This window comes from Microbacterium rhizomatis (assembly GCF_008710745.1).
In the GTDB taxonomy this organism is placed as follows: domain Bacteria; phylum Actinomycetota; class Actinomycetes; order Actinomycetales; family Microbacteriaceae; genus Microbacterium; species Microbacterium rhizomatis.
The window spans coordinates 233,443-254,099 of the sequence record NZ_VYSA01000004.1 but is presented as its reverse complement, the minus strand read 5'-3'; the positions used below and the strand labels follow the sequence as shown (position 1 = coordinate 254,099).

The following is a 20,657-nucleotide window of genomic DNA, read 5'->3' as shown; positions in this document are numbered from 1 at the left end:
GAGCACTGTGCGGTCCAGGTGTCGCCAATCACCAACGACCAAGACGACCAAAGCGCTGCCGAACCCGTGTGTTTCGCGACCGAGGCCGAGGTCACGGAGTACCTCGACTCTCTCGGCATTGGCGACGGAGCTGCACGCGGCGCGGCGGCCAGCGTGATCGTCGGAACCGTCTACAAGGACTACAACGCGGGGGGCGCCAGCCTCACGTTCTGGGGCACGAGTGGGTGCGCGGGAGTGACGTTCGGGTTCTCGAGCCTCGCTTCGGGGTGGGATAACAGCATCAGTTCCGTCCGCGGATCGAATGGCTGCTGGGTCACTCTGTACACCGCGACCAGCTACGGCGGAAGTCGCCTGAACTGCACGCCATACTGCGCCTCAATCGGGTCCTGGAACGACAACGTGAAATCACTCGTGTTCCGCCCGACCGGGACGTTCGGATGACGCCTACTCCTCCAACGAGGCCATACCCAAAGACTGGCACGCTGACGGCTTCTCGCTAGGAACAACGGCCGCGGTCCCATCGCGCATGACACACACCTGCAACGGGGGCACCGACCCTGGACGCTGGCTCGGCGCGGTGGGATCGACGGTCGAACCGAGCACCCCTTGCTCCCACATCTCGGCACACAGAGCGATCGCATCATGCACCCGACCAGCACCACCGCCATCCGCGATCGTCGCCGACGAACCGGGGTATGCGCCGTTCGCCCCGCGCGTGGTAGAGCTGAGGCAGTGAACGATGGTCTTGTCTGTGACAGGTCCGGACCCGAGCAGGACCGCAGCGCCGGTGGCCGCGACACCGACAGTGAGCAACCCAACACTCCCCCAGATTGCAAAGCGTTGGCGGAGGCGACGTCGCTGGATAGCAGGTTCATTCTGGATGCGTGCTGTTAGAAGCTCGCGCATTGCCTGCGTCCGCTCGCTCGACATTTCGGGCTCGGCGGGTGTCATGACAACCTCCCCTCGGTCGGGTCACTCGCAGCAATGGGCTCTATGGATATGTCCGCACCCCCCAATTTGGTTCTCAGCTGACGGCGGGCCCGATGCAACCGGGACTTCACAGTCCCCAACGGAACGTCCAGCGCGGCCGCCGCTGCGGCAAGGGGAAGTTCTTCCACCAGACATAGTTCAACCACAGCACGATCACCTGGAGAGAGTGAAGCGATCGCCTGCGTCAGCGCTTCCGTGCGCTTGTGGTTGTCGAGTCGTTCATCGACATCGGCTGCGTGGTCGGTCTGTTCACGTGCCGGCGGTAGCTGGGCGATCATCCGCGCATACCGCCGTTGTGCCCGAGAGAGATTGAAGCTCACGCGAGTCGTCACCGCGAGCAACCAGGGCAGGAGTGACCCATCTACGATGCGGACACGCTTCCGCAGCCGCCACGCTTCAAAGAACACAATGGCCACGGCCTCCTCCGCCTGGCCAACGTCGCCAGTCCGCCGATAAGCCGCACGGAAGACGCGCACGCGGTAGCGATCAAAGAGCACGAGGAACGCACGATCCGTTCCCGACACCGCCTCAAGCCACAGGGCGGCATCCGACTCATCCTCGTACATCGCCCCACCCCCTCCATCAAGCCTATGAATTCCGGTCGTTGTATCCGACCAAAAGGCTTCGGATGACCCTCAACGCTGTGAATGTCCAGCTGCACTCCACCCGCCGCCGCCTAACAATGCGGTGTTGCGCGTGAAATCTACAAATGTCAGCGCCGGGTCGCACGCCGGAACCGTAGGTGAGCACGCCGGCGGTGACCGCGAATGTCGTCGCCGAAAGCCCAGCCGGCACCAGCAGATACGGCACGACAACGAGCATGGAGCGGGCTAGGAAGCTCTCTACGGGGACAAGACTGGCGAGGGTGCAGCTGAAGCTCACGAGAGCCAGGACGGTCCACTGACGGCCGCCGTAGCGCAATACACGCACGCCGGCCCCGTCGTGCCACCACAACCGTAGAGGCTCGGGATTTTCACGGCGTTCTCCTGTCGCTCGGTGGCTCTATTGTCACGCACAGCGACGCCCCCGGCCGGGAGAGAGTGCGGCACGCTGGGCCAGCGTTCGACGACCTCGGCCGCGACTTATCCGCTATGCCCGCGAATCAGTGATGGAGCTCACCCGGAACTGGTGGGCGCCCCGCCTGTGAACCTTCTCGCGCCGTCCGGACATGACCTATTAGGGCTCTGTGTGGGAGTTCAATACGCGCGTCAATCATCGATAAAGGGAGTATCAGATGTCCACATTTCGCAGATCTGCCAGAACGGTCGGGGTCACAATCGCCGCTTTTGCGGTGGTGGTCGGGTTCAGTATCGGTGGGCCGGCCAACGCCGTCGAGATCCAACCCTCGCCAGCACCGGATGCGACAGTTGCCTCGCTCCGTTCGTGAGCGCAGCCATGTCGTCAACGATCGGTTTCCTGGCCTGGGGGCACTACAACAACATCGTTGCGAGCAGGTCGGCCCAGCGGACAGGCGGTTTGAGTCTCGCGCTCGAATACGCGTACAACTGTGCCAACGCCTCCAACACCACCTGGTTTCGGACCATCACGAACGGCGCGCTCGTCAGAGGTGAAACCACCTACACGGCAGCTGCGTACGACGATGTCCAGGACAGCGCCTGCGGTACCTGAGCGAGACCGCTATCCGCTAGTGAGGGGGTGGGGTGGGTCGGCTTCGGTCGGCCCACCCGGCTATCATTTCCACGCAGGTCCGATAGGTGGAATCGTCGGAGTCCATCAGCAAGTCGAGGAGCTGAAGGACCTCATACTGCTGCTCGGCGGTCCCGGCGCTAGGGAACTGGTCTCCGTATCTGACCCAGTACGCATCATCGCGGTACCTCACAAGAACGTTGCCAACGAACACCGCCGCAGCATCTTTCAGGCCAGCGGCCCGGATAGCGTCCCGCTGGCTTCGCGCAAACTCACCAAAGCTAGCGATGCTGGACGCGACTTCTCCTGGCTCCGCTCCGAGAGCAATGCACATGCCCGTGAACGGCTCGTACCCCAAAAGGTGACGGACCGGACCAGCGGCGGGCTCAGCGCCAGACAAGTAGATCGCTCGGCCTCGAGGAATCACAGCAACCGCCGACACGTGGTACCCGGGGCCAGGGAACAGCGCCGTTTCGTTCATGAGATTCTCCACTCCGGGGTCTAGACGGCGGCCCACAGCACGGTGGGCTCACAAAGAGATGTCCGAACCGCCGAAGGAGGTTCATCTCGGGTCACTCTCGCTCGACTGGCGACGTATCAGCCCCGCTCAGGAGGCTCGATCCACCACGTCTGCCGGCAGCTGAGGCGGCGGTTCACCCCCTTGAAGAGCCACCCAAAGAATGCCGTACTGGTCCTGACGGCTGGCTTCAGCAGCTGCGCCGATCGGCTCGGCGAGATGGATCGCGATGTCGCGAGCATAGCCCTCGCTATTGTGCCGTCCGCCGAAGCCGCGTTGAACTCGAACCGGTGGCCAAGAATCCACGCTGGGTCGATGGTGCGGGAGTAAACCACACAGGCTGACGTTGGCCCATCCGACCACGCGCCAAGAATATGGACGTCGTCGGCCCAGTAACGGTCGACGGCAGCAATGATGTGTTCGTTCAGGTCCATCAGACTCCCTAGGAACTGGAGACGTGGGTGGTTTCGACCCACGTCTCCAGCGTCACGCTACGGCGCTTCGATCACGTCGGGCAGAGGCTCGTAAGAAGAACGCGACCTGCTCGTCACCCGCCTCAATCGATCCCTCGAGTGCGACGATCTCTTCCGAAGACAAGATTTCCGCTTGCTCGGTCGATTCCTCCGCTGAGAGTCTCGCGTCAGCGCTCGGGGTCGACGACCGGTAGGGATTGTTGACCCCGGGATTCGTGATCGAATAGGTGACCCAGTTCGGGCAACGTAGCTCGCCGCCCTGGTAGCAGTACATCGTGAGCTGTCCCACCTTTCCCCAACGGGCCATCCGTAGTAGTTGGTGCACGTCTGCGTGTCGTACACGCCCCGGATCTGGATACTGCCGAGCGTCGGGTTGGACGCGGTCGACATCACCTGACTCGTCGGGTTGGACGCGGTCGACATCACCTGACTCGTCGGATTGCCAGCGGGAGGCGGCCCCGCCCAGGCAGGGGCGGGGGACACTACACCGCCCGTCAGTGCGGCCAACAGGACGCAGAAAGACGCCGCCAGGCGGCGAGGCCGATAGTCGCGTCCTCGCCGATTCGGTCCTGCTGTGTGGACCGTCACCGGAAGGACACAGTAGTCCTCCTGCACCCAGCCAGAGAATCTAGTCACTCCGACCGTGCACATGGACGTCGCCGCCAACGGCGACGAAGCCGTGTGCAGCATCCTCGTCGTCGACGGCTACCGCCACGCACCTACCGCAGAACCGCGAGAAGCCGTGGCGACGATCGGTTCATCGGTGTCACCGTGACTTGACAGGGTGACTGAATGGGCTTATTGTTCCCGAACGGGAAGAGTATCTTTCCGTTCGGGAACAGCGCGTGCCGCTCACACTCACAAAGTTGTGGATCGACATCGATCGAACAGATCATCTCCCGCCCAGGACGTCGATTCTGGAGGCCGCCGGGCTGGTTGTCTCCGGGACACGTTCGCACCATGCAGTGCTCGTTACGCAACAAAGGGGTTTCAATGAAGTTCTCCCGTCTCGCGGCCTCGGTCGGTGTCATCGCGGTGCTCACAGCATCGGTCGCCGCCTGTTCGCCGAGCGCACCAGCCGACGTTGATCAACCGTCGGATCATGTCCTCACCCTGTCGATGCCCTCAGCGCCGCCGTCGCTGGCCGTGGGATCGCTCGATCAGGGCGTGTCGTCCTACGTCTGGGCTAGCGTCTACGACTCGCTGCTCACCCGCGACCTCAGCGGGGCAGTTCAGCCGAGCGTCGCGGAAAAGTACACGGTCTCCGACGATGGGCTGACGCTGACATTCAGCATCCGCGAGGGAATGACTTTCAGCACCGGCGAACCTGTGGACGCCGCCGCTGTGGCTGCTTCCCTCACCTTCTCGAGTACCGCGCCCGCGACCTCGGCCGTATTCGCCAACGTCTCCTCCATCGACGCAACGGACGACTCGACTGTCACCCTGACGCTGAGCCGGCAGGACACAGCGTTGCCCTATCAGTTGGCACAGGCCGCGGGTGTCATCGGTGACCCCGCAACGCTCGGCTCGGACTCCGCCGCGCTGGACCCGGTGGGCTCAGGACCGTACGTGCTGGACAACGATGCCACCACCGACGGGTCGACATACACACTGGAGCTGCGACCGGACTACTGGAACGCGGACGCGTACAGCTTCAAGAAGGTCGTCGTCAACGTGATCGCGGATTCCACCGCACAGCAGAATGCCCTTCAGGCAGGTCAGCTCGACTTCATGAGCCTCGCCAACCCCGCGCAGGGTGAAGCATTGACCGCAGCGGGCTTCACCGTTCAGGAGACTTCACCAGTCGCGTGGGGTGCCATCGTCATCGCGGACCGTGCCGGTGAGATCCAGCCGGCACTTGCCGACGTGCGGGTCCGACAGGCGATCAACCTCGCCGTTGACCGTAAGGCGATCGTGGAAAAGCTTCTTGCGGGCGTGGGTGCACCGACGGAGCAAATCTTCGACCCGGGCTCGGGTGCGTACGACCCTGACCTCAACGACACGTACGCGTACGACGTCGCCAAAGCAAAATCGCTGATGGAAGAAGCCGGATACGCCGACGGGTTCACCGTCAGTATGCCCAGCTCCGTCCTGTCGCAGACGATGGAACCCACCCTCACTCAGCAGCTGGGCGAGATCGGCATCACCGTCGAATGGAAGCCGGTACCCTTCGACCAGATCGTAACGGTGTTGGGGTCCAAGACCTACCCGATGTACTGGTTCATCAACGGATATAGCGTGCCGCAGATCGTGACAAACGACACCCTCACCCCCACGGGCTACCTGAACCCGTTCGGGGCAACGGATCCGGAGCTGACTGCTCTGCTCGAGAACGCGGCTAATGCCTCCGCGGAAGACGCTGATACCGCGTACCGCGCCGTCAACCAGTGGAGCGTGGAGAACGCCTGGTTCGCTCCGCTGTACGCGTACGCGCAGCTGGTCGTCACGTCGAAAGCGGTGACGTTCACGCCCCGCACCGTCGCCGGTCTTCTGACCGTCGAGCAGTTCCAGCCCGCCTCCTAACACAACGAGGTGTGGCGTCGGCGCGTGCCGGCGCCACACCCGAGGGTTCACATGATCTCATTCGTCTTGCGGAGGATCGCCACCGGAGTGGTGCTTCTCTTCGCCGTGACAACGCTCACGTTTTTCACCATCCAACTGGCGGACATACCGGTCGCACGCAACATTCTTGGCAGCAGCGCGACACCGGAGCAAGTGGCCGCACTCAACACCCAGCTCGGCCTGGATCGTGGTGCGTTCGAGCAGTACTGGTCGTGGATCACCGCAGCCGTCCGCGGTGATTTCGGCGTTTCTTATTTCACCAAGGAACCCGTGACCGCTGCGCTGGAGAACCGTTTGCCCGTCACCCTGTCGATCGTGCTCCTCGCCTTGATCTTCACCGTGATCTTCAGTCTCCTCCTCGGCGTGACGGCCGCGGCCCGCGCTGGCGGCACCGTTGACCGCGTCCTGCAGGCGGTGTCCACCGTCAGCTACGTGTTCCCACCGATCATTCTGGGCATCCTCCTCGTCCTGGTCTTTTCGATCACCCTGCATCTGGTCCCGGCAACCGGCTATGTGCCGATCGGGACGTCCTTCATCGGCTGGTTCGGCAGTGTCCTGCTCCCCGCGGTCACCCTGATGTTCGCCTCAATCGCCAGCGTGGCCGGGCAGATCCGCGGGTCGATGATCGATGAGCTACGCCGCGACTACGTCCGGACGCTGCGCAGCCGCGGCGTGTCCGAACGCGCGATCCTGCTCAAATACACGCTACGCAATGCCGCCTCCCCCGCACTGACAACCCTGTCGCTCCAGTTCATCGGAATGATCGGCGGGGCGCTGTTCATCGAGCGCATCTTCGCTCTCTCCGGCTTTGGGACATACTCGTTCAACTCCGCCGTCCAGGGAGATCTGCCGGCGATCCTCGGAGTGGTCACCTTCAGTGTCATCCTCGTCGTCATCATGAACCTCCTCGTCGACCTCGTCAACGGCTGGCTGAACCCGAAAGCACGTGTCCAATGAGCGTCCTCATCCCCGACTCCGTTGAGACCGTCCGCCGCCCGAATGTGTTTCGACGGCTCCTGCGCAACCCGATGGCCGTCGGATCGATGATTCTGATCGCCACGGTCATCGTGCTCGGACTTCTTGCCCCCGTCTTGTCCGCGCATAGCCCCAACTTCAGTTCCCTCGACGCGGTCAACGCGCCCGTCGGCACACCCGGCTACCTCCTTGGCGGGGACAGCAGTGGACGCGATATCTTCGCTCGGCTGCTCGCCTCCGTCAACACGGCGATGCTCTCCGCGATCACCGGAGTTGCCGTAGCTCTACTGATCGGAATCCCTTTCGGGCTAATCTCCGGATACGCCAAGCCCCGAACGGACTCGATCTTCTCCTGGGTGTTCAACCTGCTGATGACCTTCCCTGCGCTCGTGCTGCTCATCGTGGCGTTCCCCATCACCGGGGGGTCGTACATCGTCATGATGGGGATCTTCGGATTCCTGTTCAGCCCCGCCATCTTCCGCCTTGTTCGCAACCTGGTTGTGGCCGTCAAACGCGAGCTTTATATTGACGCGGCCCGCGTCTCGGGCCTGTCCACAGCCCGGATCCTGCGCCGACATGTCCTTTCGGCCGTACGAGGCCCCATCGTCATCACCGCATCTTTTCTGGCTGGTGTCGCCATCGCCGTCCAAGCGGGACTCGCGTTCCTCGGGCTTGGCACCAACGACGTGCCCAGCTTCGGCAGTATGACCGCCGACGCCTTCGCGAACCTCTACGTCTATCCCATCCAGTTCCTCTGGCCGACCGTGATGCTCGCCATCCTCAGCGGCGGCTTCGTCCTCATCGGTAACGGCCTTCGAGACGCACTAGAGGACTCTTCCCTGACACCTACCAAAACCCGGCGTCGGGCTGAGCCGGAAACCCGGCGTACCCTTACCACCGCGCTCGACGATGCCGCAGAGAACTCCGAGGGCCCTTCGCCGTTGCTGCGGATCCGGAATCTTCGCGTCTCATACCCCACCACCAGCGGAGAGATGAAGCGCGTCGTGAACGGCATCTCCTTGGATCTCGATGCTGGTGGAATCCTCGGCCTGATCGGCGAGTCAGGATCCGGAAAATCTCAGACGGCGTTCGCGGTCCTCGGCCTGTTGCCTCCGGAAGCGCGCGTGGAGGCGGACGAATTCACCCTCGACGGACACGATCTACTGGGCGGAGACACCGGGCAGCTCAAGCGACTCCGGACAACGCTGGTGGCCTACGTCCCCCAGGAGCCGATGTCCAACCTCGCCCCTTCATTCACCGTCGGCGCTCAACTCGTCGAAGGTATCCGTGCGACAACAGGCAGCTCGAAACGCGAAGCACGGCAGCTAGCACTCGAACTACTCCGGCAGGTCGGGATCGCAGACCCTCCACGTACCTACCGCTCCTACCCGCACGAAATCTCCGGAGGTATGGCGCAACGCGTCCTCATCGCCGGCGCGATCGCCTCGGGACCTCGGCTCCTTATCGCCGACGAACCCACGACCGCGCTCGATGTAACCGTGCAAGCCGAAATCCTCGACCTTCTCCGCACCCTTCAGAAAGACCTCAGCATGAGCGTGCTCCTCGTGACACACAATTTCGGCGTCGTCGCGGACCTCTGCGACCAAGTCGCCGTCATGCGAACCGGTGAAATCGTGGAGACAGGTAGCTATCGACACCTCTACCGGAACGCAGACCACGAATACACCAAGCAACTGCTCGCCGCCATCCTCGATGAGGAGACGTACAGGACTGATCCTGTCCCCTCCCCCGCGCAGCTTGAGGGGAGCGCCGAACGATGACTCCTCTGCTGGCAGTGAAAGACCTCCGTGTGGAGTACCCCGGCAAGGGGTTTCGGCAACCACCCACTGAGGTGCTTCACGGTGTCTCGCTGACGATTGCAGCCGGGGAAACGCTCGGACTTGTGGGGGAGTCCGGCTCGGGTAAGACGACGCTGGGCCGAGCGGTGCTCGGTCTCGTCGACTCGAGCAGCGGAACCATCGATTTCAACGGAGAACCCATTCAGGGACTACCCCCCCGAGAGCGCCGTAAGCTCGCGAAGGACATTCAGGTGGTCTTTCAAGACCCCTACACTTCCTTGAACCCCGCGATGCTGGTATCGGACATTCTCAGTGAACCTCTCCTTGCCCAGGGCCGATCACGCCAGGATGCCGTCGCATCAGTCGACGGTCTTCTGGACCGAGTAGGGCTACCAAAGGACGCGGGAAATCGATACGCACGGGAGTTCAGCGGAGGTCAGCGTCAACGCGTCGCGATCGCCCGAGCCCTCGCAATCGGACCGAAACTCATCGTGTGCGACGAGGCGGTTTCGGCATTGGACCTTGTCACTCAGGCGCGCGTCCTGGACCTCCTGATCGAGATCCAGCGGGAAACCAAGGTCGCCTACCTCTTCATCTCCCATGACCTGACCGTCGTCCGCCATATCAGCCACCGCGTGGCAGTCATGTACCGCGGCGACATCGTCGAGACCGACACCGCACGCACAGTGACAAAATCGCCCTCGAACACCTATACGCAACAGCTCCTCCTCGCCGCTCCCGTCGCCGACCCAGACGAACAGACCAAGCGGCGGCACGCGCGACTGGCGCTTCGCACTCCATAACCCCCGACATGGAACCCATTCCTCGCCGTCGCATCGCGTTGGTCGCGCACGACAATAAGAAGGCAGAGTTGGTGCGGTGGGCCGCATTCAACCGGGGAACTCTTGCCCAGCATGACCTGCTTGCTACCGGCACGACCGGCACATTGCTACAGTACGAACTCGGATTACCCGTGACCCGCCTCCTGAGCGGTCCAGTCGGGGGCGATCAGCAGATCGGCGCCAGAATCGCCGAGGGAACCATCGACCTTCTGGTCTTCTTCTGGGACCCGCTTGAGCCACAGCCGCACGATCCCGACGTCAAGGCGCTGCTAAGAGTTGCGGCGGTGTGGAACACCGCAGTGGCGTGCAACCTGTCCAGCGCGGACCTCATGATCTCCTCGCCGTTGCTTGCCGGCGACTACGCGATCGTGCGACCAGACTTTGGCGACCGGACCATCGACGATTTCACCAACGGCTGACGCGGGCAAGGACAACCCTGGGATGAATCCGACACAGCAATGTCAAGGAATGGGCTGCTGCTAAGCCCGCCTCAACTCGCGGGCGCATCGGCATCACGGCCGGAGTCTCACCGAAATGACCGGTTTGGGTTCAACATAGCGCAGCGAAGAAGCTGCTCATGGCTTTCTCAGCGATTCGGCGCGGAGGTTGCTGCCACAGATCGTCGTTGAAGATCTCGACCTCGATCGGCCCACGATAGCCGGCCGAGTCAGCGGCGGCGATGATACCCAAGTTGTCAATAATCCCGTCGCCGGGAAGCGCGCGGGTGAGGAAGGGCCCATGTTCGTGGTTACGTGACCAGTCCGCGATCTGGACCGCCGCGATCTTGTTGCCGAGCCCGGCCCGACAGATTTGGTCTGCCAGCTCGGGGTCCCACCACACGTTGAAGGTATCGAGGACGACGCCGGCGCGTTCGCCTGGGAATGGTTCGACTATGTCGAGTGCCTGGCGGAGGGTGTTCACAACAGATCGGCTGGCAGCGAACATCGGGTGAAGCGGTTCGAGCGCGAGGCGCACACCGGCTTCCCCGGCCACGTTGGCCAGTTCGGCGAAGGCCTCGGCGACACGGGCGCGTGCCCCGGCGAGATCATGGGAGCCGGGCGGTAGTCCCCCAGCGAGTACGACCAGCACGGCGGCACCGAGCTGGTGAGCGTCATCCACCGCGCGCCGCGAGTCGGCCATCGTGTGCGTATCGTGAGAAAGCACACACCTGCACAGGCTCGACACCTGAAGGCCGTGATCTGCCACAGCGCGGGCCGCCTGCCTTGCAGTCATTCCGTCGTACGTTTCCCGCCACAGCCCCACCTTCCGTGCTCCTGTGGCGGCGATCGCGTCGAGCGCATCCAGCAGGGGTGGATTCCCGAGGGTGACGGTGTTGATTGACAGGCGGGCTTGTGCCACTCGGCGTCCCGGTGCGTTCACAGCGTGCCCTGCTCGAGGAGCCAGGCCGCTTGACGGAGCGCGAGGGCGACGATGGTGAGGGTCGGGTTGGCCGCGGCACTGGTTGTGAACACCGACCCATCCGAGACGAACAGGTTGGGTACCCCGTGCACGCGCCCCCACCTGTCCACGACGCCGTCGTCGGGGTGGCTGCTCATCCGTGCAGTACCCAGGTTGTGGCCCGACGGTGTCGGCGGGGCAACCGAGACGCTCACAGCACCCACAGCGGCATACAGGGCACGGGACTGCGTGAAGGCATCCTCGCGCATCGCAATGTCAGCGGGATGATCGTCGTAGTGCACATTCGGTACCGGCAAGCCGTGCTGATCGACGCGGCCGCCGAGTGTAATGCGGTTGGTCGGCTGGGACATGTCCTCACCGCTGATCCAGATGCCCGCTGTGTGGGAGTATTGCTCCATCATTTCGGCGAATTCGCGCCCCCAGCCGTGCGGTTGCGCGAACCGGGCGAAGGCGATGGGGGCGAGCGCGATCAGTTCGAGGTAGTACCCACCCGCAAATGCGCGATTCGGGTCGTGGCGGGACTCATCCGCGATGATCCCGGCCATGGACTCGCCCCGGTGGAAGTTCACGGGCTGGTCGAATCGGGCGAATACGTTGCCGGATACGTGGCGTGTGTAGTGTCGGCCGACCTGATCGGAGTGATTGCCGAGTCCTGCGGGGGAACGTCGGCTCGTGGACTGGAGAAGCAGGCGCGGGGTTTCGATCGCGTTGCCGGCGACAGCAACGGCCCGGGCGCGCTGGAATCGTGCTGCTCCGGCAGTGTCCAGGTACGCGACCCCGGTGACTCGCCCGTTCTCACCTTGTTCGATGGAGAATGCGTGCGAGTTGGGGCGGAGATCAAGGTTGCCGGTGGCGATCGCTCGCGGAATCTCGCTGACCAGCGGTGACCATTTCGAACCCTGCCGGTCTCCCTGGAAGTTGAATCCGTCCTGGACGGTACCGGGGCGGCCGTCGGAGGGGTCGACGTTGGTGGCATAGGGCCCGGTGGCGTAGTGCCGGTAGCCGACTCCCTCTGCGCCTGCGGCGAAAACTTTGTAGTTGTTGTTCGCGGGTAGTGGCCGGCGGCCGTGACGGTGCGATACCCCGAGTCGGCGCTCCGCTTCGGCGTAGTGTGCCGTCAGGTCCGGGAGGCCGATCGGCCAGTCCGCAATGCTGGTGCCGCTGATCTCACCGTACGTTGACCGCGCCGCGAACTCGTGCGCTTTGAACCGGGGCGTGAGTCCCGTCCAGATGAGCGTCGTCCCACCCACGGCCTTGACCATGTTCGCCGGACTACCCGGAAAGTCGTCCCCGAGCTGCCAGGTGCCCGAGGTTGTGCGCAGATCATCCCATCCCAGGAGGCGTTGCGCCTCGCGTTCATCGTTGACGAAGTCCTCCGTCGCCAGCCAGGGGCCCGCCTCCAGCATCACCACCTTTTTGCCGGCCCGGGTGAGGGTCGAGGCGAGGGTTGCGCCGCCAGGCCCGCTACCGATGACCACGAGGACGTCCTCATCGGTGAGATCGAATCGTGTGCTCACCGGGTTTCACCGTCGTCCGATCTCGTATCTGGTCCGATGTCGGCCATCAGTTCGATGGATTCCTCGATGCGCGGTTCGGGTAACCAAGTCAGGTCGTTGAATCCTCGGTGGAGGTATCCGCCGAGGTGATGCGACGGGCCTTCGTACCCGATCCGCGCCCAGACCGCCGGATGTCCGTAGATGCCGGGGATGACGAGTTGGCGGAAGGTGCGGAACCAGTCCTCGTCGGAGTGGTCCGTCAGCCATGCCAACAGCTGGTCGTTGCACGGGTCGCGTTCGACGGCCCAGCGCAGCGCGCGTTGAATCCTGGCCTCGATCAGCGGGTCGGCGGATACTTCTGCAAGGGCGTCGGCTGCCGCTGTGGCGTAGACATCGCCGGGGACATCATGTGGAAAGCTCAGCCGGGCGACGCGTGTTGCGGTGCGGAGGAGAGCGTCGTCGACCGAGTCGTGATCCATGAGGTGCTGCACCGTCTGCGGATTAGGCCAGCGCGGCCACACCCGCCTCGGCGATGGCTTGGTCTTGCGTGTTGCTGCCCCCGCTGACGCCGATCGCCCCCACGACCACGCCGTCGGAGAGCACCGGCACACCGCCCGCGAGTGGGGTGAGGCGGTCGATGCTCTTCAGGCCATAGCCGAACTCGGGGTCGCCTTGGGCGATGGCGTACCAGGCGCTCGTCGGCGTGTTTGTGCTGGCAGAGCTGAAGGCCTTATCTTGCGCGACCTGCACGCTCGCGAACGGGGCATCGTCCAGACGTTCGAGCAGGATGAGGCGTCCCGCCGCGTCGGTCACCGCGACCGTGACCGGGATGGAAAGGGACTGCGCGTGCCCGGCAGCGGCCCGCACGATGGCGCGTGCCCCGTCGATGGTGAGCTGGCGGGTGGCGCGTACGAGGGCGTTGGGGGTAGTCATTGTGATTCTCCAGACGTGGTTAGGGGATGAGAAGGGGGCGTCCGACGACCCGGCCGGCGCGCATGTCGTTGATGGCATGTTCGAAGTCTGCGAGGGCGTAGCTGGTGTAGGGAGATCGGATCGCGGGTGTACGGGCGCGGACGAGCGCCTCGAGTTCGGTGTGGGTGCCGACGAGGTTGAACTGGATGGTCAATTCGGCGACGACCGCGGTGAGCGTGTCGATAGTGAGGGTTCCTCCTGCGCCCACGATCGACACGGTGCCGCCACGGGCGGCGAGAGCAACCGCGATGTCGGCGCTGTCGGACGAGCCGACGAAATCGAACACCAGACTGTATCCGTCAGGTGCGATCGAGTGTGCGTGCGCCTGGGCGCGCGCGCCCACGCTTGTGACAACATCGTCGGCACCGAGCTCACGGGCCAGAGTTGTTTTTGCGGGGTTGGGTTCCAGCACGACGATCCTGCCAGGGATTGCCGCGCGCAGGAACTGCAGACCGAATAGGCCGACGCCGCCCAGACCGATCACGGCGGCGTCGGTGCCTCTTGGAAGGGTGCCGAGCGCACGCTGGACCGCATGGTAGGCGGTCAGGCCTGCGTCGGTGAGCGGGCACAGCGCGAGCAGGTCGGCGTCCGCATCTACCCGCACTAGGGCACGCTCGTCGACGCGGATGTATTCCGCCCAGCCGCCGGGTGTGGACCCGTCCACCCCCGGGAAGGTTCGCGTGGGACAGTACATGTCGGCGCCGCGACGACACGCGGCACACACACCACAGGTGGAGACCGGGTGAAGGACGACCGCGTCACCGACAGTGACTGCCGTCACCGCGTCTCCGACTTCATGCACCCACCCGGTTGTTTCATGACCGGGTACGTACGGGAACTGGGGCACACCGTACGCTGCGACCAGACCTCCCTGAATGGTTTCGAGATCTGTCTGACAGACACCTGCGGCAGCGACCTGCACGATCACGTCGCTCGGCCGGCGCAGGACCGGCTGTTCGATGTCCCTCAGCGTGGCACGCCCGAACTCCTCGATGACGACAGCCTTCACGCCATCACCCCGAAGGGGGCGAAGGTGCGATCCACGGCGGCGAGCATACGTTCTCGGTCTGCCGCCGCCACCGGGCGCAGCGGGGCGCGAAGATGGGCCGCGTCGATGACGCCGAGGTGCACCAGAGCCTCCTTGAGACGGGACCGGTTGTCGCGGATCGGTTCGCCGTACATCACCGAGGCCAGCGGCGCGATCCGTTCCGCGTCCCATCGAATCGCCTCGGCGATACGGCCGGCGTGTACCAGGTCATGCAGCCGTAGGGTTGCCGCGCCCGCCAAGCCCGCGAAACCCAGGAGGCTGCCGTGAGCGCCGAGGAGGTAGGACTCGAGGATGAAGTTGTCGCATCCGGTGAGAAGTTCCACGTCGGGGAATTGCTGCGTCAGCAGGTCGCGTGTGCGCACGTACGCTCGCGCATCGAACGAGGCGTCCTTGACCGCCGCGATGAGGTCCGGCACCGCGCACAACGGTGCGAGGATGTCCGGCGTGAGGGTGACCCCCCCGACATCGGCCATCAGGCTGAAAGCGATCAGGGGCAGCCCGGCCTCCCGCGTGGCGGAGTAGTACCCGACAAGCGCGTTCGCGCTCACTGTCGTGCCCGCGAACGCGGGCGGGGTAAAAACGAGCAGAGCGTCCGTCCCGGCCGTGGCAAGGTCGTTCGCGAGCCGATTCGCGGCACGGTCATGGGTGGCGATCAGTCCGGACACGAGGTAGACGGTGTCCCCGAATTCCTCACGCACCGCTTCGGCTGTCCGCAGCCGTTCCGGGTTGTCCAAGTGCGCTCCTTCGCCGGTGTCGGCGTTGATCGCAAACGCAGTGATGCCCTGCTCATCTGACAGCCACCGCAGGTATCGGCGGAAGGCGACGAAGTCAGGGTCGCCATCGGCGGCCATCGGAAGGGCGACGGACGCGATCACCTTGTGGGACGCGATCTTCATGTGGTGGGGTCCATTCTCTTCGGTCTTCTCGACTCATCGTGGGGCGCAGCGTGGGTGGGCGGTTCCGGGGTGGGTCGCGGCGCACGACGCCGGAAGGACGCGGGGCGATGCGGCCGGGTTCGATCGTGCTCGTTCAGCCATTCGATGAGGTGCTCGATGGTCGTCACAGGCAGGCTGTCCTGGTCACCGGTGGTCAAGAGTTCCTCCATCCGCATGGTGGAGCCGTCGCTGGAGATCATCTCGCCGATCACTCCCACCGGCGGCAACCCAGCCGCGCGCATCAACTCCACGGCAGCTTCGGTGTGGCCCGCGCGCTCGCGGACACCACCGTCAACGGCGCGGACAGGCAAGATGTGTCCGGGTCGGATGAACGACGCGGGCGTCGAGTCCGCGGCGCCGAGAAGTCTCAGCGTGCGTGCCCGGTCGTGTGCGCTGATTCCGGTGCCGATACCCGACGCCGCGTCAACAGATACCGTGTACGCCGTACGACGAGTGTCCTGGTTGTCGGTGACCATGAGGGGAAGCGCAAGAGCGTCTGCAAGCTCACCAGGCAGCGGCGCACACAGGTACCCGGATGTGTTGCGGACCATCCACGCGATCCATTGCGGGGTCGCAAGAGCTGCGGACATGACGGCGTCGCCTTCGTTTTCCCGGTCGGTGGCGTCGCAGACGAGGACGGGTCGGCCGGCCCGGAGGGCCTCGAGCACCTCGGGGATGGGCGCCAGGCTGGACTGTGTGCTGAAGGTCATGCCAGGGTCCGGAAGGTGCGGTCGAAGAAGAGGAGTGGACGCCGTGTCGTCCCCTCGATCAGGTCGTGGACGCCACCGATCGCGATGGTGTGGTCCCCGCCCTCGTAGGTGGCGACCAGCTCACACTCGATCCATGCGACACACCCCGCAAGACGGGGCACACCTGAGCGGCCGGGTGTCCACTCGACATTCGCGAATCTGTCGGTACCCGACTTGGCGAAGGCGAGGGCCAGTTCCTCCTGGCCCTCCCCCAGCACGTTGACTACGAACCGGCCAGAGTCGACAATCTTCGGCCAGGACGTGGAGGTGCGTGACACATTCACCGAGATCAACGGCGGCGCAAGCGACAGCGACGAGAACGCCTGCAACGTGAACCCCACCGGGCCGTCCCCGGTGACTCCGGTGATCACCGTCAACCCTGTGCCGAACAGGGCCATGGTTTCGCGCATCGCCGCTGCGCCGACAAGTTCACGTGTTGCTTCTTGAACCACGATGTTCCTCCACTCCTAGATCACTAGGTGAATCACCGTCCCATGTGGGAAGGTCGCAACTCAAGGGCGGAATGCCGGAAGATTCGACGCAGCAACCTGTGAAACCCCCACACCCATTGCTGGGGGAAATGTGGCTCCTTTGACCATTGCCCTGACTGCCCGGCCCCGCAAAACTGAACCACAACCGAACGAGAACGCCGATGAACCCGACGGCGGCACCCGCGGCGTGATGCGCCGGCGTTCGAGACACGTACTGGATCCGACCCGCTCAGTGATGACCAGGTTGGACGGAGCAAAAGAGGATGATGAATGGTTGACAACGGCTTCAAGACTGTCGAGACGATGCGCGGTCCCTTCGATCCGGGAGGGCAGCCCGACTTGGAGACCGGGCAGCCCTTGCAGCTCGGGTTTTTCGGCTGGAACGTGCGCGCCGGGATGACCGCGTCGAAGGCGGTGCTCACGGATGAAGCGCGCCTGGCTGACTACTGGGTGTGGGAGCGATCGAGCAAGCTCATCAAGCTGGCCGAAGACATCGGGTTCGACTATCAGGTGCCGTTCGGACGCTGGATCGGCGGGGGCGGCGCGACCAACTTCAACGGGGCGGCATTGGACTTCCTGGCCAGCGCCGCCGCGACCGCACCGATCACGGAAAGGATGGGCGTGATCTCGACCGCGCATATCACCTACGGGTTCCATCCACTGCATATCGCGAAGTTCGGGGCCACCATCGATCACATCTCCAATGGCCGGTGGGGTTTGAACATCGTGTCGGGCTATCAGGCACAGGAACGCGCGGCGTTCGGACGGCTCGACGCCCTTGACCACGACGAAGCGTATGACATGGCCGAAGAATTCGTCGTTCTCATGAAGCACCTCTGGCATGAGAAGGAGCGCTTCAACTTCGAGGGGAAGTACTACCAGTCCTATGGCGCCGTCGTGGCGCCTGGCCCGTCCCGCAACCCGCGGCCCGTGCTGATGAATGCCGGTGGATCACCTAAGGGCATCGACTTCGCGGTGCGCAACGTTGACGTCGTCTTCACTCTTGCCCCGTCGCTGGATGGCTACCGGGAAAAGGTCGCCCAGATCCGTGATCTGTCCACAAAGTACGACCGCAGGGTGAAGATCGCGACCATGTCCTGGGCATCGATCGAGGCCACCGATGAGTTGGCCGAGGAACGTCTGGCGTGGTACGAGGACCAGGTCGACCTCGAGGCCGTGTACGGCTACTACCAGGCCCTCGCCGGAATCGACACGTTCGGTGCGGGAGACTCCTCCCCCAAATCAGACGACTACGCCGAATACAAAGGACTGACCAAAGAGTTCGTCAAGACCTTCAGCCTCGGCATGACTTCCCCTCGGCTCTACGGCTCCCCCGAGACCGTCGCGGAGAAGATTCGAGCGCTCCATGATGTGGGCATCGAAAGTTTGTTTATCAACTTCGCGGACCCGCAAAAGGGCCTGCACCAGATGCAGGATGACGTGCTACCGATCCTTCGAAAAATGGGTCTCCGCAAGTAGCCCGCCGATCAGCACAGACTGGTTCGCGATGTCGCAGCCCCTGAAACTTCGTGGCTTGTTTCCTGCGCCCACCGTCCCGTTCGAGCGCACCGGGGCAATCGATCACAACGAATTCGGGGCCTACCTGGCATCGATGAGCCGGATAGAGGGCGTCAGCGGTGTGGCCGTGAACGGGCATGCCGGCGAACTGATCTCGCTAACACCCGCCGAGCGACTGAATGTGGTGCGCACCGCCAGATCCGTGTTCTCGACTGAGCAGTATGTGATTGCCGGCGTCGATCCGGTCTCCGGTGAGGCAGGCATCGATGTTCTTCTTGAGACCAGGGCGGCAGGGGCCGACGCAGTGCTGGTGTTGCCGCCATTTGACAGCATGGCGCGGCGCACGCTGAGCAGGAGCCCGGTAGCGCCGGTGAGGTTCTTCGAGAAACTCGCCGAGGCCGATGTCCCGATCGTGGTGTTCCAATATCCGCACGCAACCGGGTGCGATTACACGACCGAGACACTGGCCGAGATCGCCCGAATCGACCAAGTCGTCGCGGTGAAGAATGCGGTCTGGCATGCGGAGTACTACCTTGAACAGCTCACCGCGGTCCGCGGGCAGGCCGCCGTCCTGGCTGCCTGCGATGCCCCCGAGCTCTTATCAATGATGATGCTGGGTGCCGACGGTCTGCTGCTCGGTGCCAGTGCGGTCGGCACCGAGCATTGGGCGATGTATGTGACCCATCTCCGCGACGGCAACTACAGTGCCGCCCGTGACGTCTTCGCCACAACGCTGCTGCCGATTCTTGACGCGACGTTCGGCTCCACTCGCCCCCGGTCAGCGACATTCGCCGCGCTCACGAAGTACGCCCTGCAGGTTCTGGGAGTCTTCTCGAGTGCGCGGGTACGGGCGCCGGAGATCCAGCCGGATGAGAAAGACAAGGGAATCGTCCGCACAGCGATGGCCGCGGCCGGTCTGATCTGAGAGTCGTGCCTGTACGGCGGTACGATGCCCGGGTGGTGTCCGAGTCCAAACTGAACTACACCCCCGATGTTGAAGCGATGACCACGCTCATCGTCGAGAAGGTGTGGAACGAATACCCTGGATACTCCTCTGAGTACTTTCAGCAGGCGGATCTGATCCCCTCAACTCGGGCAAATCTGAACCTGGCGTTGCGCGTGCTGCGGGACGGGAAGCTCCCCACCTACGAGGACCTTTCCCACGCCCGCAGTGTCGGTTCGATCCGGGCGCGTCAGCTGGTGCCGCTGGAATCAGTAATCCAAGCCTTCCGCCTCACCGAACGGGTGCTCATGTTAGACCTGTTCGCGGACACTCGCGAGTTGGTCGATTTCCGAGCCGGGACCGTCGCTGATCTTTTGACCTCCACGTTTGATGCGCTCACCCAACAAATCATCAACTCCTATCGCGAAACCTTCACCGCCGCCGAAGAAGCCCTCCGGGCCGCGGAGAACCAACTGGTGTCCACCGTCGCGAGCGGTCTGACGCTAGACGACGCCGAGATGGAGGACTGGCGACGGCTGCTCTCCGTGGACGTGGAGACCCCCGTGGTCTCGATCGCGATCATGTGGCCACCGGGCGTCGACCAGCTCGAAACGCAGCGCGCACTGCGACGACTCAAGACCCGGCTTGAACTGACAAACCACGCACGAGTGCTCACCGGTAACGTGGCGGACGCGACCCTTGTGCTCGTCGTCGCGACGGAGGGAACAGATCAGGGGGATGCCGCCCTGCGGGCGGCGATCGAGGCGGCCAGGATTCCGGACGGGTGTGCGGTGGGAGTTGGGCAACCAGCGCAAAACCTTCGCACCGCCAGTACCGGCTGCCAACAATCCATGGATGCCGCAAAGATTGCCGGGGTTCGACCCGCAGGGCGCGTTGCGTTCTACCACGAGGTGCTCATCGACCAGCTCCTGCGCGCACGGCCGCACCTGAGCAGCCTCCTCGCGGCATCCCGGCTCAACGGTTTGGACAGCAACCCGCAGCTTCGAGAGACCCTCCTGTCCCTCATCGACAACAACCTCTCCCAGGCCAAGGTCGCGAGGCAGCTGTATGTGCACATCAATACTGTTGCGAACCGGGTGCGGCGAATACACGAGCTTACGGGCTTCGACCCACTGAACCTCACAGACCTGATCGAAATGGCGGTGGCTCTCCGCTGGGAGAATCTTCAAGACTGACCCGCCCATAATCGCCTCAAAACCGCTGCCCATAGCGCCCAGGACGACGATCACTGGGCGCATTACCGCACGGCTAACCTGCCTC

Annotated in this window: 21 protein-coding genes and 1 pseudogene; 12 read left to right on the top strand and 10 right to left on the bottom strand. The window is 63.9% G+C overall.

Going from position 1 to position 20,657, the window contains the following annotated elements:
- On the top strand, positions 1 to 441 hold a 441-nt coding region (locus tag F6B43_RS19670), incomplete at its 5' end, for a hypothetical protein (protein WP_211368177.1).
- Between the two features lie 506 nt (positions 442 to 947).
- On the opposite strand, the gene F6B43_RS17120 is transcribed toward F6B43_RS19670, so the two are convergent.
- Complete coding sequence (locus F6B43_RS17120) at positions 948 to 1,556, bottom strand: RNA polymerase sigma factor (protein WP_150450217.1); 609 nt, start codon at positions 1,554 to 1,556, stop codon at positions 948 to 950.
- A gap of 817 nt (positions 1,557 to 2,373) precedes the next feature.
- Here F6B43_RS17120 and F6B43_RS17115 point away from each other — a divergent pair.
- Positions 2,374 to 2,619, top strand: a complete 246-nt coding sequence (locus F6B43_RS17115) for a hypothetical protein (RefSeq protein WP_150450216.1) — start codon at positions 2,374 to 2,376, stop codon at positions 2,617 to 2,619.
- A gap of 615 nt (positions 2,620 to 3,234) precedes the next feature.
- On the opposite strand, the gene F6B43_RS17110 is transcribed toward F6B43_RS17115, so the two are convergent.
- The gene (locus F6B43_RS17110) at positions 3,235 to 3,588 is read right to left on the bottom strand and encodes a hypothetical protein (RefSeq protein ID WP_150450215.1); all 354 of its coding nucleotides are present in this window, start codon (positions 3,586 to 3,588) and stop codon (positions 3,235 to 3,237) included.
- Between the two features lie 682 nt (positions 3,589 to 4,270).
- On the opposite strand from F6B43_RS17110, the gene F6B43_RS20045 reads away from it, so the two are divergent.
- The 7 genes and pseudogenes from F6B43_RS20045 to F6B43_RS17085 all read left to right on the top strand — a co-directional run bounded on the left by F6B43_RS20045 (position 4,271) and on the right by F6B43_RS17085 (position 10,224).
- Complete coding sequence (locus F6B43_RS20045; protein WP_281349564.1) at positions 4,271 to 4,402, top strand: hypothetical protein; 132 nt, start codon at positions 4,271 to 4,273, stop codon at positions 4,400 to 4,402.
- 218 nt (positions 4,403 to 4,620) lie between these two features.
- Positions 4,621 to 6,150: an ABC transporter substrate-binding protein gene (locus tag F6B43_RS17105; RefSeq protein ID WP_170285725.1), complete on the top strand. Its 1,530-nt coding sequence runs from the start codon at positions 4,621 to 4,623 to the stop codon at positions 6,148 to 6,150.
- A 51-nt stretch (positions 6,151 to 6,201) separates the two neighbouring features.
- Positions 6,202 to 7,146: an ABC transporter permease gene (locus tag F6B43_RS17100; RefSeq protein WP_150450213.1), complete on the top strand. Its 945-nt coding sequence runs from the start codon at positions 6,202 to 6,204 to the stop codon at positions 7,144 to 7,146.
- Positions 7,143 to 7,319: pseudogene (locus F6B43_RS20135) on the top strand (hypothetical protein); the annotation flags it as partial. The gene F6B43_RS17100 and the pseudogene F6B43_RS20135, both read left to right, overlap by 4 nt.
- Before the next feature lie 96 nt (positions 7,320 to 7,415).
- Complete coding sequence (locus tag F6B43_RS17095) at positions 7,416 to 8,945, top strand: dipeptide/oligopeptide/nickel ABC transporter permease/ATP-binding protein (RefSeq protein ID WP_246160027.1); 1,530 nt, start codon at positions 7,416 to 7,418, stop codon at positions 8,943 to 8,945.
- A complete protein-coding gene (locus F6B43_RS17090) occupies positions 8,942 to 9,766 on the top strand; it encodes an ATP-binding cassette domain-containing protein (RefSeq protein WP_150450211.1) in 825 nt (274 codons plus the stop codon). The genes F6B43_RS17095 and F6B43_RS17090 overlap by 4 nt, the downstream gene beginning before the upstream one ends.
- 8 nt (positions 9,767 to 9,774) lie before the next feature.
- Entirely contained in the window at positions 9,775 to 10,224 is a 450-nt protein-coding gene (locus tag F6B43_RS17085) for a methylglyoxal synthase (RefSeq protein ID WP_150450210.1), read from the top strand.
- A gap of 130 nt (positions 10,225 to 10,354) precedes the next feature.
- Here F6B43_RS17085 and F6B43_RS17080 read toward each other — a convergent pair whose 3' ends face one another.
- Genes F6B43_RS17080 through F6B43_RS17045 form a run of 8 tightly spaced genes read right to left on the bottom strand, consistent with a single transcriptional unit; the run spans position 10,355 to position 16,822 of the window.
- Positions 10,355 to 11,185 (bottom strand): sugar phosphate isomerase/epimerase family protein, encoded by an 831-nt coding sequence (locus tag F6B43_RS17080; RefSeq protein ID WP_211368188.1) that lies wholly within the window; start codon positions 11,183 to 11,185, stop codon positions 10,355 to 10,357.
- Entirely contained in the window at positions 11,182 to 12,741 is a 1,560-nt protein-coding gene (locus tag F6B43_RS17075; protein ID WP_150450209.1) for a GMC family oxidoreductase, read from the bottom strand. The genes F6B43_RS17080 and F6B43_RS17075 overlap by 4 nt, the downstream gene beginning before the upstream one ends.
- Positions 12,738 to 13,199: a hypothetical protein gene (locus F6B43_RS17070; RefSeq protein ID WP_150450208.1), complete on the bottom strand. Its 462-nt coding sequence runs from the start codon at positions 13,197 to 13,199 to the stop codon at positions 12,738 to 12,740. Before F6B43_RS17070 ends, F6B43_RS17075 begins: the two co-directional genes overlap by 4 nt.
- Positions 13,200 to 13,221: 22 nt before the next feature.
- Positions 13,222 to 13,653: a GlcG/HbpS family heme-binding protein gene (locus tag F6B43_RS17065; protein WP_170285724.1), complete on the bottom strand. Its 432-nt coding sequence runs from the start codon at positions 13,651 to 13,653 to the stop codon at positions 13,222 to 13,224.
- 19 nt (positions 13,654 to 13,672) lie between these two features.
- Complete coding sequence (locus F6B43_RS17060) at positions 13,673 to 14,701, bottom strand: alcohol dehydrogenase catalytic domain-containing protein (protein WP_150450206.1); 1,029 nt, start codon at positions 14,699 to 14,701, stop codon at positions 13,673 to 13,675.
- Complete coding sequence (locus tag F6B43_RS17055; protein ID WP_150450205.1) at positions 14,698 to 15,636, bottom strand: dihydrodipicolinate synthase family protein; 939 nt, start codon at positions 15,634 to 15,636, stop codon at positions 14,698 to 14,700. The genes F6B43_RS17060 and F6B43_RS17055 overlap by 4 nt, the downstream gene beginning before the upstream one ends.
- Positions 15,633 to 16,385 carry a 3,4-dihydroxy-2-butanone-4-phosphate synthase gene (gene ribB, locus F6B43_RS17050; RefSeq protein WP_150450204.1) on the bottom strand — a complete coding sequence of 251 codons (753 nt, stop codon included), beginning with the start codon at positions 16,383 to 16,385 and terminating at the stop codon, positions 15,633 to 15,635. Before ribB ends, F6B43_RS17055 begins: the two co-directional genes overlap by 4 nt.
- Positions 16,382 to 16,822, bottom strand: coding sequence for a flavin reductase family protein (locus F6B43_RS17045; RefSeq protein ID WP_211368187.1), 441 nt, complete (start codon positions 16,820 to 16,822; stop codon positions 16,382 to 16,384). The genes ribB and F6B43_RS17045 overlap by 4 nt, the downstream gene beginning before the upstream one ends.
- A 363-nt stretch (positions 16,823 to 17,185) precedes the next feature.
- On the opposite strand from F6B43_RS17045, the gene F6B43_RS17040 reads away from it, so the two are divergent.
- From F6B43_RS17040 to F6B43_RS17030, 3 genes are read left to right on the top strand one after another with little or no spacing between them, the layout of a single operon-like run.
- Positions 17,186 to 18,394 (top strand): LLM class flavin-dependent oxidoreductase, encoded by a 1,209-nt coding sequence (locus tag F6B43_RS17040; RefSeq protein WP_211368186.1) that lies wholly within the window; start codon positions 17,186 to 17,188, stop codon positions 18,392 to 18,394.
- A 28-nt stretch (positions 18,395 to 18,422) separates the two neighbouring features.
- Positions 18,423 to 19,358, top strand: coding sequence for a dihydrodipicolinate synthase family protein (locus F6B43_RS17035; protein ID WP_170285723.1), 936 nt, complete (start codon positions 18,423 to 18,425; stop codon positions 19,356 to 19,358).
- A 32-nt stretch (positions 19,359 to 19,390) separates the two neighbouring features.
- On the top strand, positions 19,391 to 20,572 hold the full coding sequence (locus F6B43_RS17030; protein ID WP_150450202.1) for a PucR family transcriptional regulator: 1,182 nt from the start codon (positions 19,391 to 19,393) through the stop codon (positions 20,570 to 20,572).
- Positions 20,573 to 20,657 lie beyond the last annotated feature (85 nt).

Excerpts from the sequence above, each read along its gene's own strand:
- F6B43_RS17035 (WP_170285723.1), top strand. The coding sequence starts at position 18,423 with ATGTCGCAGCCCCTGAAACTTCGTGGCTTGTTTCCTGCGCCCACCGTC.
- F6B43_RS17040 (WP_211368186.1), top strand. The coding sequence starts at position 17,186 with ATGGTTGACAACGGCTTCAAGACTGTCGAGACGATGCGCGGTCCCTTC.
- F6B43_RS17045 (WP_211368187.1), bottom strand. The coding sequence starts at position 16,822 with ATGGCCCTGTTCGGCACAGGGTTGACGGTGATCACCGGAGTCACCGGG.
- F6B43_RS17090 (WP_150450211.1), top strand. The coding sequence starts at position 8,942 with ATGACTCCTCTGCTGGCAGTGAAAGACCTCCGTGTGGAGTACCCCGGC.
- F6B43_RS17120 (WP_150450217.1), bottom strand. The coding sequence starts at position 1,556 with ATGTACGAGGATGAGTCGGATGCCGCCCTGTGGCTTGAGGCGGTGTCG.
- F6B43_RS17085 (WP_150450210.1), top strand. The coding sequence starts at position 9,775 with ATGGAACCCATTCCTCGCCGTCGCATCGCGTTGGTCGCGCACGACAAT.
- F6B43_RS17065 (WP_170285724.1), bottom strand. The coding sequence starts at position 13,653 with ATGACTACCCCCAACGCCCTCGTACGCGCCACCCGCCAGCTCACCATC.
- F6B43_RS17095 (WP_246160027.1), top strand. The coding sequence starts at position 7,416 with ATGCTCTCCGCGATCACCGGAGTTGCCGTAGCTCTACTGATCGGAATC.
- F6B43_RS17110 (WP_150450215.1), bottom strand. The coding sequence starts at position 3,588 with ATGGACCTGAACGAACACATCATTGCTGCCGTCGACCGTTACTGGGCC.
- F6B43_RS17070 (WP_150450208.1), bottom strand. The coding sequence starts at position 13,199 with ATGGATCACGACTCGGTCGACGACGCTCTCCTCCGCACCGCAACACGC.
- F6B43_RS17105 (WP_170285725.1), top strand. The coding sequence starts at position 4,621 with ATGAAGTTCTCCCGTCTCGCGGCCTCGGTCGGTGTCATCGCGGTGCTC.
- ribB (WP_150450204.1), bottom strand. The coding sequence starts at position 16,385 with ATGACCTTCAGCACACAGTCCAGCCTGGCGCCCATCCCCGAGGTGCTC.
- F6B43_RS17100 (WP_150450213.1), top strand. The coding sequence starts at position 6,202 with ATGATCTCATTCGTCTTGCGGAGGATCGCCACCGGAGTGGTGCTTCTC.
- F6B43_RS17055 (WP_150450205.1), bottom strand. The coding sequence starts at position 15,636 with ATGAAGATCGCGTCCCACAAGGTGATCGCGTCCGTCGCCCTTCCGATG.